The organism is Paraplanobispora takensis (assembly GCF_016863195.1).
GTDB lineage: Bacteria > Actinomycetota > Actinomycetes > Streptosporangiales > Streptosporangiaceae > Planobispora > Planobispora takensis.
Window position 1 is genome coordinate 42,967 of record NZ_BOOK01000012.1, and the last position, 16,824, is coordinate 59,790.

At 73.2% G+C, this 16,824-nt stretch carries 14 protein-coding genes; 7 read left to right on the forward strand and 7 right to left on the reverse strand.

The features are described 5' to 3' along the window. Positions 1-96 precede the first annotated feature (96 nt). On the forward strand, positions 97-876 hold the full coding sequence (locus Pta02_RS09150; protein WP_203874280.1) for a crotonase/enoyl-CoA hydratase family protein: 780 nt from the start codon (positions 97-99) through the stop codon (positions 874-876). A 70-nt stretch (positions 877-946) separates the two neighbouring features. Here the strand turns inward: Pta02_RS09150 and Pta02_RS09155 are convergent, their stop codons facing one another. From Pta02_RS09155 to Pta02_RS09165, 3 genes are all read right to left on the reverse strand, one after another. Then, a complete protein-coding gene (locus tag Pta02_RS09155) occupies positions 947-1,255 on the reverse strand; it encodes a hypothetical protein (protein ID WP_203874281.1) in 309 nt (102 codons plus the stop codon). 26 nt (positions 1,256-1,281) lie between these two features. Beyond that, positions 1,282-3,252 (reverse strand): ATP-binding protein, encoded by a 1,971-nt coding sequence (locus Pta02_RS09160; protein WP_239130003.1) that lies wholly within the window; start codon positions 3,250-3,252, stop codon positions 1,282-1,284. Positions 3,253-3,354: 102 nt separating this feature from the next. Further along, the gene (locus tag Pta02_RS09165; RefSeq protein ID WP_203874282.1) at positions 3,355-3,720 is read right to left on the reverse strand and encodes a DsrE family protein; all 366 of its coding nucleotides are present in this window, start codon (positions 3,718-3,720) and stop codon (positions 3,355-3,357) included. Positions 3,721-3,924: 204 nt separating this feature from the next. On the opposite strand from Pta02_RS09165, the gene Pta02_RS41860 reads away from it, so the two are divergent. Next, a complete protein-coding gene (locus Pta02_RS41860) occupies positions 3,925-6,465 on the forward strand; it encodes an ATP-binding protein (protein ID WP_203874283.1) in 2,541 nt (846 codons plus the stop codon). 25 nt (positions 6,466-6,490) lie between these two features. Here the strand turns inward: Pta02_RS41860 and Pta02_RS09175 are convergent, their stop codons facing one another. Then, positions 6,491-6,838, reverse strand: a complete 348-nt coding sequence (locus Pta02_RS09175; protein ID WP_203874284.1) for a DoxX family protein — start codon at positions 6,836-6,838, stop codon at positions 6,491-6,493. A 189-nt stretch (positions 6,839-7,027) separates the two neighbouring features. Beyond that, positions 7,028-7,663, reverse strand: coding sequence for a TetR/AcrR family transcriptional regulator C-terminal domain-containing protein (locus Pta02_RS09180; protein WP_203874285.1), 636 nt, complete (start codon positions 7,661-7,663; stop codon positions 7,028-7,030). Between the two features lie 54 nt (positions 7,664-7,717). Between Pta02_RS09180 and Pta02_RS09185 the strand changes: the two genes are divergently transcribed. From Pta02_RS09185 to Pta02_RS09205, 5 genes are all read left to right on the forward strand, one after another. Next, the gene (locus Pta02_RS09185; RefSeq protein WP_203874286.1) at positions 7,718-8,512 is read left to right on the forward strand and encodes an alpha/beta fold hydrolase; all 795 of its coding nucleotides are present in this window, start codon (positions 7,718-7,720) and stop codon (positions 8,510-8,512) included. 85 nt (positions 8,513-8,597) lie between these two features. Beyond that, positions 8,598-9,698: a winged helix DNA-binding domain-containing protein gene (locus Pta02_RS09190; protein ID WP_203874287.1), complete on the forward strand. Its 1,101-nt coding sequence runs from the start codon at positions 8,598-8,600 to the stop codon at positions 9,696-9,698. Positions 9,699-9,885: 187 nt separating this feature from the next. Then, positions 9,886-12,519: a molybdopterin oxidoreductase family protein gene (locus Pta02_RS09195; RefSeq protein ID WP_203874288.1), complete on the forward strand. Its 2,634-nt coding sequence runs from the start codon at positions 9,886-9,888 to the stop codon at positions 12,517-12,519. 1 nt (position 12,520) lies between these two features. Beyond that, the gene (locus Pta02_RS09200) at positions 12,521-12,979 is read left to right on the forward strand and encodes a hypothetical protein (protein WP_203874289.1); all 459 of its coding nucleotides are present in this window, start codon (positions 12,521-12,523) and stop codon (positions 12,977-12,979) included. Positions 12,980-13,094: 115 nt separating this feature from the next. Beyond that, positions 13,095-13,469: a spore germination protein GerW family protein gene (locus tag Pta02_RS09205; RefSeq protein ID WP_203874290.1), complete on the forward strand. Its 375-nt coding sequence runs from the start codon at positions 13,095-13,097 to the stop codon at positions 13,467-13,469. A 113-nt stretch (positions 13,470-13,582) separates the two neighbouring features. Here the strand turns inward: Pta02_RS09205 and Pta02_RS09210 are convergent, their stop codons facing one another. Together Pta02_RS09210 and Pta02_RS09215 are read right to left on the reverse strand one after the other, a co-directional pair. Beyond that, positions 13,583-15,211, reverse strand: coding sequence for an amidohydrolase (locus Pta02_RS09210; RefSeq protein ID WP_203874291.1), 1,629 nt, complete (start codon positions 15,209-15,211; stop codon positions 13,583-13,585). Positions 15,212-15,287: 76 nt separating this feature from the next. After that, positions 15,288-16,688 carry an NAD(P)/FAD-dependent oxidoreductase gene (locus Pta02_RS09215; protein WP_203874292.1) on the reverse strand — a complete coding sequence of 467 codons (1,401 nt, stop codon included), beginning with the start codon at positions 16,686-16,688 and terminating at the stop codon, positions 15,288-15,290. Positions 16,689-16,824 lie beyond the last annotated feature (136 nt).

Consider the following 16,824-nt stretch of genomic DNA (forward strand, 5'->3'; position numbering starts at 1 on the left):
TCTTCTCTGCCGGAGTCCCCGGGTCTCAATATGCTGACGGGCATCAGGCGCCCGACCGTCCGGGACGGCCGCGCCATCCGGATGGGAGGGAAGCCGATGACTGCGGACGGGACGGTCGTGGTGCGCAGGGACGGGCCGGTGACGCTGGTCGGGATCAACCGGCCGGAGCGCCGCAACGCCGTGGACGGGCCGACCGCGCGGGCGCTGGCCGAGGCCTTCGGTGACTTCGACGCCGATCCCGGGGCCGCCGTCGCGATCCTGTACGGCGAGGGCGGGACGTTCTGCGCCGGCGCCGACCTGAAGGCGCTGGGCACCGCGCAGGCCAATCGCGCCGAGCCGGACGGCGACGGCCCGATGGGGCCGACCCGGATGCGGCTGTCCAAACCGGTGATCGCCGCGATCAGCGGGCACGCCGTGGCGGGCGGACTCGAACTCGCGATCTGGGCGGATCTGCGGGTGGCCGACGAGACCGCCGTCTTCGGGGTCTTCTGCCGCCGCTGGGGCGTCCCGTTGATCGACGGCGGCACCGTACGGCTGCCGCGCCTGATCGGCGAGAGCCACGCGATGGACATGATCCTCACCGGCCGCCCGGTGGACGCCGCCGAGGCGCTGCGGATGGGCCTGGCCAACCGGGTCGTCCCGGCCGGGCGGGCGATGGAGGCCGCGCGCGAGCTGGCGGCGCGGCTGGCCGCCTTCCCGCAGACCTGCATGCGCCGCGACCGGGCCTCGGTCCTGGAGCAGTACGGCCTGGACGAGCAGCGGGCGCTGGCCGCCGAGTTCCGCCACGGCCGGGTCTCGCTGAGCGCGGACACGGCCGCCGGCGCGGCGCGCTTCGCCGCCGGGGCCGGCCGGCACGGCTCCTTCGACGAGGTCTGACAGCCGGGGGAGCCTCCGGGACGGCTGAGACGATCCCGCCGGGTGGGGCCGGCGGGAGACGGGGCGGCTGTCAGGCCTCGGGGACGGAGTGCCACTCGCCCTTGCCGAACACGTGGTGGCCGTGCTTGCCGATCTGGCTCACGCGGACCTTGACGGCGCTCACATCGTGCCTGCGGAAGGCGAACTCCTTGGCGTGCTCACCGTAGCCGCACCACTTGTAGGAAGGGGCGTGGTACCACTTCCCGTGGGGAGCGCCGATCCGGCGCCGGCGATCACGGCCGCGGCGAGTAGAGCGCGAATCGAGCGGTGCATCGAACTCCTCCTGAGTGGTCCGGGCGCCGCCTTTCGACGACGGCGCCACGACCGGAGGGCGTGACATCCCGTTCCATCCGTGCGGACCGGTGGTCAGCGGGGGTGATAGGAGCAGCGCAGACCGGTGTGGACGGTGGCCCGCAACTCTTCGCCGATCATCGGGTCGGAGGCGGTGATGCGGGCCAGGGCGCGCCGGATGGCCTTCCCCACGGCGATCCTGGCCCGCTCCTGGTCGTCGGTGAACCGGCGCGCGCGCCCGCCCAGGCCGGTGGCGGCGCTCAGCTCGGCCAGCAGCCAGTCACGCTCGGAGCGCAGGGTCTCGGCGCGCCGCACCTCACCGAGCGATTCGGACTCCTCGATCTCCGCATCCAGGTGGGACAGCCGTTCCCGGTAGGCGTTCCTGGCCTGCTCGTCCAGGAGCGGCTGAGCCGACACGGCCTCCTCGCCGGGCACCTCCCCGCCGGGGACGGCCGATTCCTCGCCGGTCGGGGACGGGCCCGTGACGAGATCGACGGCCCGGATCTCCCGGCCCGGATTGGCGATCAGGATCGCCAGGTGCCGCATGCCCACGCTGTCGTCGGCCAGGACGCTCCGGCCCGCCAGTTCGAGCAGCCACTTGCGGCCCCGGCGCCGGCACACCGCGGAGGCCGGTCCGCCGCCCGGCCGTACCGCGTGCGGTGTCGCCTCGGCGGACAGCACCATGCCCAGCCGGTCGGCCTCCTGCTCCGCCAGGGTCAGCGCCCTGCGGGCCGCCTCGTCCCGCACCCCGTGCCGCATCCGCAGCGCGTGGCCCAGCCGCCAGCGGGACAGGGTCACGGCCGGCCAGTGACCGAGCGCCAGGTTGTCCTCGACGGCCTGCTCGAAGTGCCCCACGGCCCGCTCGAGCCGCCCGGCGGTGAGCGAGGCCGTACCCAGGGCCAGATGGGTGGAGCCGAAGCACACCACGCCCAGACTGGCGATCATCGGGAGCCGGGCGAACGGCGTGAGCAGGTCGTAGGCCCGGGCGGCGGTGTCGCCGTCGTCGAGCAGATGGGCGGCCTCCACCACGCCGTGCATCGCCGCCAGCCAGCTCCTGCTCTGGGGCAGCTCCGTCAGCCCGGCTCCGCGCAGCCTGGCCAGCATGCCGCGGGCCAGGCTCTCGTCTCCGGCGGCGGCGGCGGCCACCGCCAGGACCGCGAAGTAGGCGTAGTCGGCCGAGCCCAGAGCGGGATTGCGCACCAGCTTCTCCAGGACCGGGACGAGCTCGCCGATGCGGCCCTGGTACCAGCGGATCGCGGCGATCTGCGCGCCGTACCATCCGACGGCGTCGTCGTCACCGGCGGCGTGACCCCGCTCGGCGCAGGAGGCCGCCAGCGTCTCGGCCTGGATGAGCCGCCCGGCGCGGATGGCGAGCATGACCTCGATCGTGTCCACCACGAACCCGACCGCCAGGTGATCCTCCACCGCCAGCAGGTCGCGCAGCTCCTGCAGGGACCGCTCGGCGTGCGCGTCGGCGGTCAGCAGCAGATCGACGCTGCGCCACATCAGTCCCATGAGCGCATCGCCGCGGCGGCCGGTCCGGGCCGCCACGGCGATCAGCTCCTGGGCCAGCTCCAGCCGGAGCTCCCGGTAGCGGGGATCCATCAGGCACAGGTGGGCCATGCTCAGCGTCTCCGCCTGCGCCACCGCGTCACCGCTGTCCCTGGCCTCGGCCAGCACCCGCAGGATCGAGTCGTGCGTGCCGCGGCGGTAGTCCTCCTCGCCGCACAACCTGGCGCGCAGCCGTACCCCCAGTGGAGCCTTCGGATCGATGGCCGCCAGGGCGCGCTGCTGACGCATCCGCGTCGTGGCCGCCTCGGCGGCGGTGCGGTGCTCCTGCAGCCACACCCCGCCCAGGCCCACGGCGGCCCGTGCCATCGCCGGGCCGTCGCGCAGCCGCTCGGCCGCGCCGTAGGCCAGATCGAACCACCATCGGGCGGTCTGCAGGTCGCCCTCGGTGTACAGGGCGCGCTCGGCCGCCATGAGCGACGACTCGACGTCACCGCGGGCCTCGGCGCGCTCTCGCAGGTGGTACGTGATGTTCACAGACATCCCCCCGGCCGGGCCGGGCTCGGCGATCTCACCCGGCTGCGGTGCCCAACCATGCGACGACCCGGTAGGCGGTGACTTGACGGCCGCTTAACGCCCTCAGTAGCTGAAGGTCGTGGCGCCCTCGTCGCCGATCCACTGCCACATCGGGACGGTGCCGGCCAGCTCCGCGCCCTCGATCAGCCCGCTCTTGTCGAGCCTGCGGGAGTCGAAGCAGATGGGGCAGACCATGTACTGCCCGCCCGCCTTGGCGTAGCGCGCCAGCAGGTCCGCCAGCGGCGGGCAGCCCTCGCACGCGACTGCGGTGGCGACGCCCTCCAGGGCCAGCCGGGTGGCCTCCTTGGTGAGGAACATCAGCGTCGGACGGCCCTGCTCGGCCGCCCCGACCGCGACCAGGAACGCCACCGTGACCCGCTCGGGGTCCTCCAGCCCGGTGGTCAAACTGATGACTGCCTTGCCTGCCATACGGCTCTCCTTCGACGGATGTGATGGAACGTGCCGGCGCGTCTCCCGCCCGGGGCGTCCCGGGGCGCGGGGTATCGCCGGATGCGGCAATTGCACCGCGCGCCCGGGGCGCCGGGCATCCGTGCTCAGTACGGAAATCCGTCACGGAGAACCCGCTCGGTGCCGGACATGGACACCCGCCCGGATGACGACATACTCGGATTCATGGGTTCGGACGCCTTCCCCGACCTGCGGGCGGCCGGGGTGACGCCGCGCGAGCGGGAGATCCTGTGGCTCGTGGGCGAACGCCTGCAGAACCAGGAGATCGCCGACAGACTGCGGCTGTCGGAACGGACCGTGGAGAGCCACGTCTCGTCGTTGTTGCGCAAGCTCGGCGGGAGCAACCGGCTGGCCCTGGTCGGCGCCGCGGCCCGCTTCCGGGCCGGCCGTGAGCCCCGCGGCGTCCTGCCCAGGCCGCTGTCGTCGTTCGTGGGCCGCGAGCGGGAGACCGGCGACCTGCGCCGGCTGCTCGGCGCGCACCGGATGGTGACGCTGACCGGTACCGCCGGCACCGGCAAGACCCGCCTGGCGCTGCATCTGGCCCATGAGGCGACCGCGCTGCCCCCGGCCGTCCTGGTCGACCTCGCACCGCTGTCCCCCGGGGACGCCGTGGAGCGGACGTTCGCCGAGGCTCTGAGCATCGCCGGGGAGGAGCACCGGCTGCGCGAACTGATCCGCGAGACCCTCGCCGAGGGCCGGCACTGGCTCGTGGTGGACAACTGCGAACACGTGACGGGCTCCGTGGCGGCGTTGCTCGCCGACCTGCTGGCCACCACCGGCCATCTGCACGTGCTGGCCACCGGCCACGAGGCGCTGCACCTGACGGGGGAGGTCGTCTACGAGATCCCGCCGCTGCCGCTGCCCGCGCTCGACGACCCGGCCGCCGTACTGGACTCCGGTGCCGGGCGGCTGTTCGCCGAGCGGGCCGCCGCCGTCTCACCCGGGTTCGAGATCACCGCCGGCAACGCCCGGCAGGTCGCGATGATCTGCCGCCGGCTGGACGGCCTGCCGCTGGCCATCGAACTCGCCGCCGCCCGGACCCGGTTCTTCACCCCGGCCGACCTGCTGGCCCGGCTGGACGACCGCTTCGCCCTGCTGACCGACGGGGCGCGGGGCGCACCGAACCGGCACCGCACCCTGGAGGAGGCGCTCACCTGGAGTTACGAGCTGCTGGGCGAGGATGAGCGGCTGCTGCTGGAGCGCTGCTCGGTGTTCCCCGGCGCGTTCGACTACGGCACCGCGGCGGGGGTTCTCGCCTACCCGCCGCTGGACCCGGCCGAGCTGCTCCGGATCTTCTCGCGGCTGCTGGACCGGTCGCTGATCTCCTCCCGGCACCTGGACGAGACCACCGAGTACCGCCTGCTGGACAGCGTCCGGCAGTTCGCGCACCGGCGGCTGCTCGCCCGCGGCGCCGCCGAGGAGGCGCACGAACAGCACGCCCGCCACCACCTGCGCGGCGCCGTGGCCGGCGTGCCGGACCTTCGCGGCCGGGACCAGGCCGCCGCGCTCCGCTGGATCGACCGCCGCTCGGCGGACCTGCGGGCGGCGCTGCGCTGGGTCCTCGACCGGGACGACGCCACGGCCGCCTGGGAGTTCATCGCCGGCATCGGTACGGCGTGGGAGGTCGTGGGATGCAACGGCGAGATATTCGACTGGCTCGACAGGCTGCTCCGGCGGCCCCTGCCGGAGGGGGACCTGGGCTTCCGGGCCGCGATCACCTGCGCCGTCGTGCTGTCCTTCCAGGACACCGGCCGGGCCCGGGAGTTCGCCGAGCGGGCGTACCGGATGGCAGGAGGGGGAGCCGATCGGGACCGGGGGGAGGGCGGGGCCGATCACGACCGGGCGCTCGCCCTGCTCGCCCGCGGCTGGACGATGTTGTACGGCTCGCAGCGCGTGGAGGCGCTGGGGCAGCTGAACCGGGCGGCCGAGATCTTCGAACGGCTGGGCGACGACTGGCACCACGCCCTGGCCCTGGGGAACTCGGCCCTCGCGCTCACCTCCGACCCCGAGGCGACCCTGGCCCGGCTGGCCCACGCGGCCGGGCTGTTCGGCCGCCTCGGCGACCACGTCAAGCGTGCCAACTGCCTCAACCACATGGGCATCCGGGCGATCGAGAACCGGATCCGCCTGGACGACGTACCGGGCTGGCTGGCCGAATCGGCGCGCCTGGCCCGGACCGGGGGCAACGACCACGAACGGCTGCACTCCGAGCTCTACCGCACCACCCTCGACCAGCACTTGGGGGACCACGCGACCGCCCGGCCACGCCTCGCCGGCCTGCTCGCCGAGTTCCGGCGGATCGGCGACCTGCGCTGCGCGGTCCGCTGCCTGCTCGGCCTGGGCCGTACCGCGGCCTTCGACGGCGAACACGAGAGCGCCCGGCGGCACTTCACCGAGGGCACCCGGATCGCCCTCGGCGTCGGGGACGTGCGCATCACCGCGACCGGCCTGCGCCTGCTCGCCGGAGCCGACCACGCCACCGGCCGCTTCGAGCGCGCCGCCGCCCTGCTCGGCGCCGCCGAACGGCTCGATCCCGCACCCTGGGAGGGCCTCGTCCCCGACCCCCGGCTGCCCGCGGCGCTGCGCGAGCGGATCGGCCCGGCGGACTTCGAGGCCGCCTTCGCCGCCGGGTACGGCACGCCCCCGGCCGAACAGCTGGACAGCCCCGGCCCTCCCCTGGGAACAGGTCTTCTTCAGAGCGACTGAAGACGAGGGCTGAGCCCGGGCGAGCTCAGTGGTAGGCCAGGTTCACGCTCAGGGCGGCCACCGCCAGGGAGAAGAACAGGGCCCAGGGGCCGAGGTCGTAGGCGTGGGCGCGCAGGTGGGCGCCGAACGCGGCGAGGAAGTACAGCACGAGGCCGGCGGCGGCGAGCGTGCCCAGCACCGGTACGGCGAACCCGGCCAGCAGGCCCAGCGAGCCCGCGGCCAGCAGTGCGCCCAGCGGGAGCGTCCAGGACCGGGGCACGCGGATCTTGTCCGCCTGCTTCTTGGGGTACTCATGGCCTATGAGGTTGGCGACGGCGGCAAGGCCGGTGACGGCCGAGGCGAGGAGGGTGACCGTGAGATAGGCGGTGAACATTGAGATCCCCTGTCCGTGAGGGTGACGGATCGGTTGTCCGCCTCACGGACGAGATCGCCCGCCCGCGACGTGACATGCCCTCGTGTGAGGCGGGTCGCCGGGTTGAGGACGGCGCCTGAGCCCGGCCTTCCAGGTTCACCCCGCCTCGAAGGCGTCGCTTCGACGATTCCTGCCGGGTGGGCCGGAGGCTCAGGGTGGGCCGGACGGGGAAGTGCCGGTGATGATGGCCTGGATCCCGTGTTCGAAGTTCGCGTCCCAGTGCGCGGGCGGGCTCTGTTCCAACGCGATGACCAGCGGCGCCTCGGCGTCGTCCAGGACGGCGATGAGCGGGTCGAGCCAAGCGCCGCCCGCCGCGGGCGCGGCCTGTTCCTGAAGGACGAAGCCGAGGGCGTAGTGGCTCAACGTGGTGATCGTGCGCAGTGCCAGCACGGGTGTGAACCCGTGCGTGAGCATCGCCGCCATCTCCGTGTTGAGGTTGCCGACCGCTTCGGGGCCCAGATCGGTGGCGGTGGCGACGACGCGGGCCCCGTCACGGTGGGCCAGGAGGGCCCGGCGGTAGGAGCGGGCGCGGCGGGCCAGCCAGGACTGCCAGGACTCGCCTTCGCGCGGGGGGCCCATTCCGGCCGACAGCACGATGACGGCCGCCATGCCGTTCAGCAGTTCCTGCTTGGTGCGGAAATGCCAGTACAGGGCCGGGGACTGCACGCCCAGCTCCACGGCCAGCCGGCGCACCGTCAGGCCGTCCAGGCCGACCTCGTCCAGCAGGCGGAGCGCGGTGTCGACGATGATCTGCCGGGTCAGTCCCGGTCGTCTGTTCTCGCCCATCGACCCATCAATTTATCAGTGCTAAATTCTCCTTAGCGGTGCTAAGGAGAGACCATGATTCTTGCGACGTCCGCGGACGGGGTGCAGGTCCGCGCGGTGGACGAGGGCGAGGGGCCGGTCGTCGTGGTGCTGCACGGAGGCCTCGAGGACGGCTCGCGCTGGAAGAAGGTCGCCGACCGGCTCACGCCCCGGTTGCGGGTCGTGCGCCTGCACCGCCGGCGGTACCGGCTGGACCTGCCGCCGCCGATCACGATCGCGCAAGAGATCGAGGACGTGCGGACCGTGGTGGCCGCACTCGGCGGCCGGCCGGTGCTGCTCGTCGGGCACTCCTCCGGCGGCGTACTCGCACTGGAGGCCGCGCTCGCCCTGCCCGGGGCCTTCACCGGCCTGGTGCTCTACGAGCCGCCCGTCGTGGTCGGGTCGTCTCTGGGCGGCCCGGCGACCGCGGCGGCCCGGGCCGCGCTGAGGCGCGGGCGCCGGGGAAGGGCAATGGTGATCTTCATGCGGGACGTCGTACGGCTGCCGCGATGGCAGGCACGGCTCATCGGAGCGATCACCTGTGTCCATCCGAAGCTCCGGGCCTTCGTGCCCCGCCAGATCGACGACCTGCAGGCCATCGACCAGCTGGGCGAGCGCCTGGAGGCCTACCGGGCGATCGAGGTCCCCACCGTGCTGCTGGGCGGTGAGACCAGCCCCGCGCATCTGGGCGAGCGGCTCGACGCGCTGGCCGGGGTGTTGCCGGAGACCGAGCGCGTGACTCTGCCCCGCGAGGGGCACGGCGGCCACATGCGCGCCCCCGACCGGGTGGCCCGGATCATCGAGGAGCAGTACCGGAAGGTCTCCCGCTGATCACTTGATGCCGCCCGAGGCCTGGTCCGGAAGGCACTCGCCGTACCTGCCGCCGGTTGTCAGGTATGGCCGCCATGATGAGTCCATGGAGACTCTGACGGCACGGCGGCTCAACCGTGCGACGCTGGCCCGGCAGATGCTGCTCGCCCGGCAGAAGGCCGAGGTCGTGACGGCGGTGGAACGGCTCGGCGGGATGCAGGCGCAGGAGGCGAGGCATCCCTTCACCGGGTTGTGGACGCGGATCGACGGGTTCCGGCGGGAGGACCTGCACCGGGCGCTGCACGAGCGGTCCGTCGTGCGGGGCATGATGATGCGGGCCACGCTGCACCTGGTGAGCGCGGCCGACTACGCCGCATTCCACGCCGCGGTGGATCCCGTGCTCGCCGCGGCGCTGAACGGGCGGGGGCAGCTGACCGCCGGGCTGGACCTGGAGGCGCTCCTGCCGGTCGCCCGGACGATCCTGGCCGACGGGCCGCGCGACTTCACCGCGCTGCGCGCCCTGCTCCAGGAGCGGTTCCCCGAGGCCGGCGACCGCGCGCTGGGCTACGCCGTACGGACCCGGCTGCCGCTGGTCATGGTTCCCACGCAGCACCGCTGGGCCTTCCCGCCCTCGGCGGACTTCACCATGGCGCAGACCTGGCTGGGAGGGACGGGCCAGGAGCCGCCGGGTGATCCGGTGCAGGCGCTGGTGCTGCGCTATCTGGCGGCGTTCGGCCCGGCCACCGCCGCCGACGCGCAGACCTGGTCGGGGCTCAAGGGGCTGCGCGCCGTACTGGACGGCCTGCGTCCGAAACTGGTCACCTTCCGCGACGAGAAGGGCCGGGAGCTGTTCGACCTGCCCGAGGCGCCGCGGCCGCAGGAGGACGTGCCCGCCCCCGCGCGCTTCCTGCCCGACTTCGACAACCTCGTCCTGGCCCACGCCGACCGCACCCGCCTGATGGCCGAGGAGTACCGCTCGCGCGTCACCACCAAGAACCTGCGGGTGCGCGCGACGTTCCTGTGGGACGGCCGGGTGCGCGGCACCTGGCAGGCGGAGACTAAGCGCAAGAGCGCCGTTCTGATCCTTACCGCGTTCGAGCCGCTGCCCGAGGACGCGATCGCCGCCCTGACCGCCGAGGGCGAGGAACTCCTGCGCTTCCTCGAACCCGACGCGACCGCTCACGAGGTCCGCGTGGAGGACTCCTGACCACGTCGCGGTCGGCCGGGCAGCCGGCGCCGGACAGGTGCCTCCGCCGATCCAGCGGGTCGGGTGTCCCGGCCGTGGCCGTCCCCCCGGTCGCCGGTTTCCTCTCCGCCGGGCCGCATACCCGGTTCCGGGCGGGGTAGACCGCCTGGTCATCGAGGTGGTGTGCCCGCCGGGAGGGAGCAGCCGGATGTCCGATCGCATCGCCGACCCATGGGGGAGCCGCACGCCGTACGGCCCGCCCGCCGTCGTGGAGCGCCTGGCCGCGAGTCTGCCGGGGCGCCTGAAGGACGTGCTCCCGGGGGATCTCGGCCGCCGCAGTCCCTGGCCGGTGCGGGTGGACACGTTCCTGCAGGAGGGGATCGGCGAGCAGGACGTGGACGCCTGGGTCCAGGCCGCCTCGATCATGCACTCCAACGGTGACGCGATGGACATCGCGGTCAAGGACGGCCGCATCGTGGGCGTGCGCGGCCGGGCGGGGGACCGGGTCAACCACGGGCGGCTCGACCCGAAGGACCTGTACGGCTGGCAGGCGAACAACAGCCCCGACCGGCTGACCCGCCCGCTGATCCGCGGCTGCGGCGGCGAGCTGGTCGAGACCGACTGGGACACCGCGATGAACCTCATCGTGGCCAAGTCGAAGGAGCTGCTGGACGGGCCGGGCGGCTGGGGGCACTTCGGCTTCCACACCAGCGGTCAGCTCTTCCTGGAGGAGTACTACACCCTCGGCGTGATCGGCAAGGCCGGCATCGGCACGCCGCACATGGACGGCAACACCCGGCTCTGCACGGCGACGGCCGCCGCGGCGCTCAAGGCCAGCTTCGGCACCGACGGGCAGCCCGGCTCCTACACCGACGTCGACCACTGCGACGCGATCGCGCTGTGGGGGCACAACGTGGCCGAGACGCAGACGGTGCTGTGGGCGCGGATGCTGGATCGCCGCCGCGGGCCGCGGCCGCCGGCGATGCTGGCCGTCGACCCGCGGGAGACGCCGGTGGCGCGGGAGGCCGATGTGCACCTGGCCATCCGCTCGGGCACGAACATGGCGCTGATGAACGCGCTGATCCACGTGCTGATCGACAAGGGCTGGTACGACGAGCGCTACGTCCGGGCCCACACGCTCGGGTTCGGGGAACTCCAGCGGACCGTGGCCGAGTGCACGCCCGAGTGGGCGGCGCAGATCTGCGACGTGCCGGTCCGCCTGATCGAGCAGGCGGCGGAGCTCCTCGGGTCGTGCGACCGGCTGCTGTCCACCGTGCTGCAGGGCTTCTACCAGTCCAACCAGGCGACCGCCGCGGCCTGCCAGGTCAACAACATCCACCTGCTGCGCGGCATGCTCGGCCGCCCGGGCGCCGGCCTCTACCAGATGAACGGCCAGCCCACCGCGCAGAACACCCGCGAGGCCGGGGCGAACGGCGACCTGCCGGGCATGCGCAACTGGGACAACCCCGAGCACATCCGCCGGCTCGCCGAGCTGTGGAACGTCGACCCGTCGGTCATCCCGCACTGGGCGCCGCCGACCCACGCCATGCAGGTCTTCCGGTACGCCGAGCAGGGCTCGATCAAGCTGCTGTGGGTCTCGGCGACCAACCCGGCGGTCTCCCTGCCCGACCTGGCCAGGATCCGGCGGATCCTGGCCGGGGACGAGCTGTTCCTGGTGGTCCAGGACCTCTTCCTGACCGAGACGGCCCGCTTCGCCGACGTGGTCCTGCCCGCGGCGACCTGGGGCGAGAAGCAGGGGACGTTCACCAGCGTCGACCGTACGGTGCACCTCGCGGACAAGGCGGTCGAGCCGCCCGGTGAGGCCCGTCCCGACCTGGACATCTTCCTCGACTACGCGCGCCGGATGGACTTCCGCGACAAGGACGGCGCGCCGCTGATCAAGTGGCACGATCCCGAGTCGGCCTTCGAGGCGTGGAAGGCGTGCTCGGCGGGGCGCCCGTGCGACTACACCGGCATCACCTACGAGAAGCTGCGGGGCGAGAGCGGCGTGCAGTGGCCGTGCACCCCGGGGGCGCCGCGCGGCACCGAGCGCCTGTACACCGGGGGACGCTTCAACACCGACCCCGGCTACTGCGAGACCTACGGCCACGACCTGCTCACCGGCGCGGAGTACAGCGAGGAGCAGTACCGGGCCAAGGAGCCCGGGGGACGGGCCTTCCTGCAGGCGGCGCCGTACCAGCCCTCGCCCGAGGTGCCGGGACAGGAGTATCCGCTGCTGCTGACCACCGGCCGCACCGTCTACCACTTCCACACCCGGACCAAGACCGGCCGGGCCCCGCAGCTGAACGACGCGGCCCCCGAGCCGTGGGTGGAGCTCAGCCCCGGCGACGCCTCCGCGATGGGCGTCTCGGAGGGGGACACGGTGCGGGTCGAGTCGCCCCGGGGAGCGCTGGAGGCCAGGGCGCGGGTGTGCGGGACCCGGCCGGGGGTGGTGTTCGTCCCGTTCCACTACGGCTACTGGGACCGTGACGACTCCGGCCCCGGCGACGGGACCGCCCGCGCCGCCAACGAGTTGACGATCACCAGCTGGGACCCGGTGTCCAAGCAGCCGCTCTACAAGGTCGCGGCGGTCCGGGTGAGCAAGGTGGCCGGGGCGGACGGCGCCCTGTCGGCCGCTCCCACCGTGGGCGCCGCGGCCCCTCACGACCCGCGTGTCCCGCGTACGGCAGGCGGCCCGGCGGCCGAGGCCTCCGAGGCGTTCGAGCGGCCGGGGGACGGCGGGCCCGGGGTGCAGGAACGCTCGGGGCTCCGGCGCGATCCGGGCGACCGCGAGCGTTTCACGCCACGAGACCGCGTGCCGCGGCGGACGGAGGAGGAGTGACATGCATCTCGCGCACTACCTGGGACTGCTGCACCGCTCCCAGATCGAGCTGGCCGGGGCCTTGCGTGAGATCGGGGAGCACCACCGCGACGAGCCCGACGTCCATCACGTCTGCGAGCGGCTGGCCGCGCAGTGCGACGACCACGCCGGCAGGCTGGAGCCGTTCGTCCGGCGCTATTCGGAGGAGGCCCCGCAGGAGCCCGAGCGGCTGCACTCCACGCTCTTCTCGGGAACCCGTTCCGGTGGGCTCGGCCTCCTGCGCGACCTGCACGATCTGTACCTGATGGCCGCCGAGTGCGACATCTCCTGGACGCTGATCGGGCAGGCCGCGCAGGGCGCGCGCGACACCGGGCTGCTGGAGGTCGTCAGCCGGTGCGAGAGCGAGACCGCCACCCAGATGACGTGGCTGAGCACCCGGATGAAGCAGGCCGCGCCCCAGGCGCTCGTGGTCGCCTCCTGAACGCAGGCGGATCCTCCGGCCGGGCAAGGGCTGTCCGCGGCGCCGTCCGGTGGCTAGCGTGGGGGCGAGGCCGGGGACGCAGCCCCGGGAACCGGGATAGGCAAGGGGGATCGCGATGGACATCATGGATGTGATCGACCAGGCGAAGGACAACGCCACCGTGAACCGCGTCTTCGGCGAGCCGATCACCCGTGAAGGGGTGACGGTCGTCCCGGTCGCCAAGATCGCCGGCGGCGGGGGAGGCGGCAGGGGCAAGCAGGAGGGCGGCGAGCGCCCGGGTGAGGGCTCCGGCGGTGGGTACGGGCTCAGCGCGACCCCGGCCGGGGTGTTCGTCATCAAGGACGGCGAGGTCCGCTGGCAGCCCGCGGTCGACGTCAACCGGATCGTCCTGGGCGGCCAGATCCTGGGAGTCGTCCTGCTGCTCACCGTCCGCGCGATCGTGCGGATGACCACCCGGCGGCGGCGGGGCCGGCGGATCCGCAAGAGCTGACGATCCGGCGGATCGCCGATCGTCCGCCCCGGTGAGCACGTGGCGCCGGACCTCCGGCGGGCACGATGGAGTCCGGTCCGGCCGGGGCCCGCGGGCCCCGGCCGGAGGACGGATCATCGGGCCCGGTAGACCTGCTGTCCGCCGACGAAGGTCATGGCCACCTTCGCCCGCCAGATGTCGGCCTGCGGCTCGGTGAACGGGTCGCGGTCCAGGACGACGAGGTCGGCGCGGTTGCCGGCCGCGATGACGCCCGCCTCGTCGTCGTGGTTGATCCAGGCCGACCCGGCCGTGTACGCCGTCAGCGCCGTGGCCAGCTCCAGGCTCTGCCCCGGCAGGAACGGCGTCTGCGCCGTCGGATAGTCCGCGTGCACCGAGGTGCCCGGCTCGGTGCGGTTGACCGCGACGTGCATGCCCTGGATCGGGTCGGCGTTCGAGACCGGCCAGTCGCTGCCGGCGCAGAACCGGGTGCCCGCCCGCAGCAGGTCCGCGAACGGGTACTGCCACGCCGAGCGCTCCTCGCCCAGGAACGGGATGGTCAGCTCGTCCATCTGGGCGTGGTGGGTGGCCCACAGCGGCTGCAGGTTGGCGGTCACCCCGAGCCGGGCGAAGCGCGGCACGTCGGACGGCTCGATGATCTGCAGGTGCGCGATGTGGTGGCGGCGCTCCCCGCGGGTGGCCGGGTCGGTGCCCTCGAAGCTGTCGAGCGCCTCGCGCACCGCCCGCTCGCCGATGGCGTGGAAGTGCACCTGGAAACCGTGCCGGTCCAGCTCGGCGACGTAGCCCTTCAGCAGCCCGGGATCGACGTAGGACAGCCCGGTCCCGCCGCAGCGGCAGTAGGGCTCGATCACCGCGGCGGTGAAGTTCTCGGCGATGCCGTCCTGCATGATCTTCACCGAGGTGGCCCGGAACGTCTCCAGCCCCTCGGCGGACTTGCGGCGTTCGATCAGGTCGGGGATCTGCTCGGCGCCGCGCGTGCGGTCCCACCACAGCGCGCCCACGACCCGGGCCCTGAGCCTGCCCGCGGCCGCCGCCGCCACATAGGTGGGCAGCTGGTCGTCCGAGCCCGCGTAGGAGCCGACGATGGCGTCCTGCCAGCCGGTGATGCCCAGGGAGAACAGGTGCTGCTGGGCGTCCATCAGCGCGTCCATCAGGTCCTGCTCGGTCGGGCGCGGGGTGAGCAGGCCCACCAGGTCCATCGCGCCCTCGTGCAGCACGCCGCTCGGGGTGCCGTCGGCGTCGCGCTCGATGCGGCCGTCGGCCGGGTCCGGGGTGTCGCGGGTGATCCCGGCGATCTCCAGGGCCCGGGTGTTGACCCAGGCGGCGTGGTGGTCGCGCTGGATCAGATAGACCGGCCGGTCGACGGAGTCGAGCTGCGAGCGGTGCGGCAGGCCGCCGGGGAAGGCCGACATGTCCCAGCCGCCGCCGTCGATCCACTCGTGGCCGGGGTGGGCGGCGGCGTACTCGTGGACCTTCGCGACGTACTCGTCCAGGCCGTAGACGTGCGACAGGTCGCACTTGGCCCGCTCCAGCCCGGCCTGGACCGGGTGCATGTGGGCGTCGGTGACCCCGGGGATCAGCAGGCCGCCGTCGAGGTCCACGGTCTCGCATCCGGGGCCCGCCAGCCGTACGACGTCGGCCTCGGTCCCCGCCGCGGCGATCCGGCCGTCACGGACCAGGACGGCCTCGGCGAACGAGCCCGCGGCCAGGAAGGCCCGGCCGCCGCGGAACAGCAGGTCTGTCACGCCCTCACCGCCGTGGCGGCGAGGGTGGGCAGGTGGGTCACTGTCTCTCCTTCTCATCCGGACGATCCGGTGAAGTTCAGCGGCCGGTGATGGAGTCGGCCACGCGGGCCAGTACGGAGGTGCGGCCGAGGCCGGCCTTCTCCCGGGCGTCGGCCCGGCGGTACAGGTCGTACATGGTGTGCACGCCGATCCACCGCAGCGGCTCGACCTCCCAGCTTCGCACCTTGCGGTCCACCCACGGCAGGCGGGTCAGCTCGGTGTCCTCGCCCAGGATCAGGTCGCGCAGGGTACGGCCGGCCAGGTTGGCGGTGGCCACGCCGTGGCCGGTGTAGCCGCCGGCCCAGCCGATCCCGGTGGAGCGGTCGAGGTGGACGGTGGAGCACCAGTCCCGGGGCACGCCCAGCACCCCGGACCAGGCGTGGGCGACGGCGGACTCCCGCACCGCCGGGAACATCCCGGTCAGCAGCTCCCACAGCGCCTCGACGGTCCACTCGTGGGTGTGCCCCCGGTCGTCGACGCGGGAGCCGTACAGATAGGGCTTGCCCCGCCCGCCGAAGGCGATGCGGCCGTCGGCGGTCCGCTGGGCGTACATGTAGTAGTGCGCCATGTCGCCCAGCAGCTCGCAGCCCTGCCAGCCGATGGAGTCCCACAGCGCGCCCAGCGGCTCGGTGACGATCATCGAGCTGTTCATCGGCAGCCAGGCCCGGTGGTACTGCTTCAGTCCCGCGGTGAAGCCCTCGGTGGCGCGGATGACGTGCCGCGCGCGGACCGTGCCGTACGGCGTGCGCGCCGCGCGCGGGACGATCTCGGTGACCGGGGTCCGCTCGTAGATCTCCACGCCGAGGGCCCGCACCGTGCCGGCCAGCCCCCGCACCAGACCGGCCGGCTGGATCCGGGCGCAGTGCGGGCTCCAGACGGCGTTCACCGCGCCCGCCACCCGCAGGCGCTCCTCCCGCTCGGCGGGCTCCAGCAGGCGCAGGTCGTCCTCGGTCCAGCCCCAGCGGCGCGAGTGGGCGATCAGCTCGTGCAGCCTGCGGTCCTGGGCGGCGTTGGTGGAGACGGTGGTGACCCCGCCCTTGACGATGTCGGCGTCGATGCCCTCATCGGCCGCGACGGCGATGACCTCGTCGATCGTCTCGAACATCACCCGCTGGAAGCGCCTGGCGGCCTCCTCGCCGTGCGTCCCGGCATAGCGCTCGGGGGTCCCGGCCAGCTCGCCGACCAGCCACCCGCCGTTGCGCCCGGAGGCGCCGTACCCGGCGAACTCCTTCTCCAGCACCACCACGCGCAGGGACGGATCGGCCTTCTTCAGGTAGTACGCGGTCCACAACCCGGTGTACCCGGCACCGACGATCACGACGTCGGCGTCCAGGTCGCCGTCGAGCGGGGCGCCCGGAGCCGGCAGGCCGGACGATCGGAACCAGAAGGAGACGTCTCCGTTGACGAAGTCCTCAGACAAGGGAACACGCGTACTCATGGCCCCATATCCTGCTATATCCGTCAATCTGGACATAGCTTGCGACGAAAACCGTTGTACAACCGCATCATGAGTGATCTTCCCCGGCGTAACGGCGGTCTCACTTCCGCGTAGCGGTGCCGTAACAGGCCTCCAG

Excerpts from the sequence above, each read along its gene's own strand:
- Pta02_RS09150 (WP_203874280.1), top strand. The coding sequence starts at position 97 with ATGACTGCGGACGGGACGGTCGTGGTGCGCAGGGACGGGCCGGTGACG.
- Pta02_RS09155 (WP_203874281.1), bottom strand. The coding sequence starts at position 1,255 with ATGTCACGCCCTCCGGTCGTGGCGCCGTCGTCGAAAGGCGGCGCCCGG.
- Pta02_RS09165 (WP_203874282.1), bottom strand. The coding sequence starts at position 3,720 with ATGGCAGGCAAGGCAGTCATCAGTTTGACCACCGGGCTGGAGGACCCC.
- Pta02_RS41860 (WP_203874283.1), top strand. The coding sequence starts at position 3,925 with ATGGGTTCGGACGCCTTCCCCGACCTGCGGGCGGCCGGGGTGACGCCG.
- Pta02_RS09175 (WP_203874284.1), bottom strand. The coding sequence starts at position 6,838 with ATGTTCACCGCCTATCTCACGGTCACCCTCCTCGCCTCGGCCGTCACC.
- Pta02_RS09180 (WP_203874285.1), bottom strand. The coding sequence starts at position 7,663 with ATGGGCGAGAACAGACGACCGGGACTGACCCGGCAGATCATCGTCGAC.
- Pta02_RS09185 (WP_203874286.1), top strand. The coding sequence starts at position 7,718 with ATGATTCTTGCGACGTCCGCGGACGGGGTGCAGGTCCGCGCGGTGGAC.
- Pta02_RS09190 (WP_203874287.1), top strand. The coding sequence starts at position 8,598 with ATGGAGACTCTGACGGCACGGCGGCTCAACCGTGCGACGCTGGCCCGG.
- Pta02_RS09195 (WP_203874288.1), top strand. The coding sequence starts at position 9,886 with ATGTCCGATCGCATCGCCGACCCATGGGGGAGCCGCACGCCGTACGGC.
- Pta02_RS09200 (WP_203874289.1), top strand. The coding sequence starts at position 12,521 with ATGCATCTCGCGCACTACCTGGGACTGCTGCACCGCTCCCAGATCGAG.
- Pta02_RS09205 (WP_203874290.1), top strand. The coding sequence starts at position 13,095 with ATGGACATCATGGATGTGATCGACCAGGCGAAGGACAACGCCACCGTG.
- Pta02_RS09215 (WP_203874292.1), bottom strand. The coding sequence starts at position 16,688 with ATGAGTACGCGTGTTCCCTTGTCTGAGGACTTCGTCAACGGAGACGTC.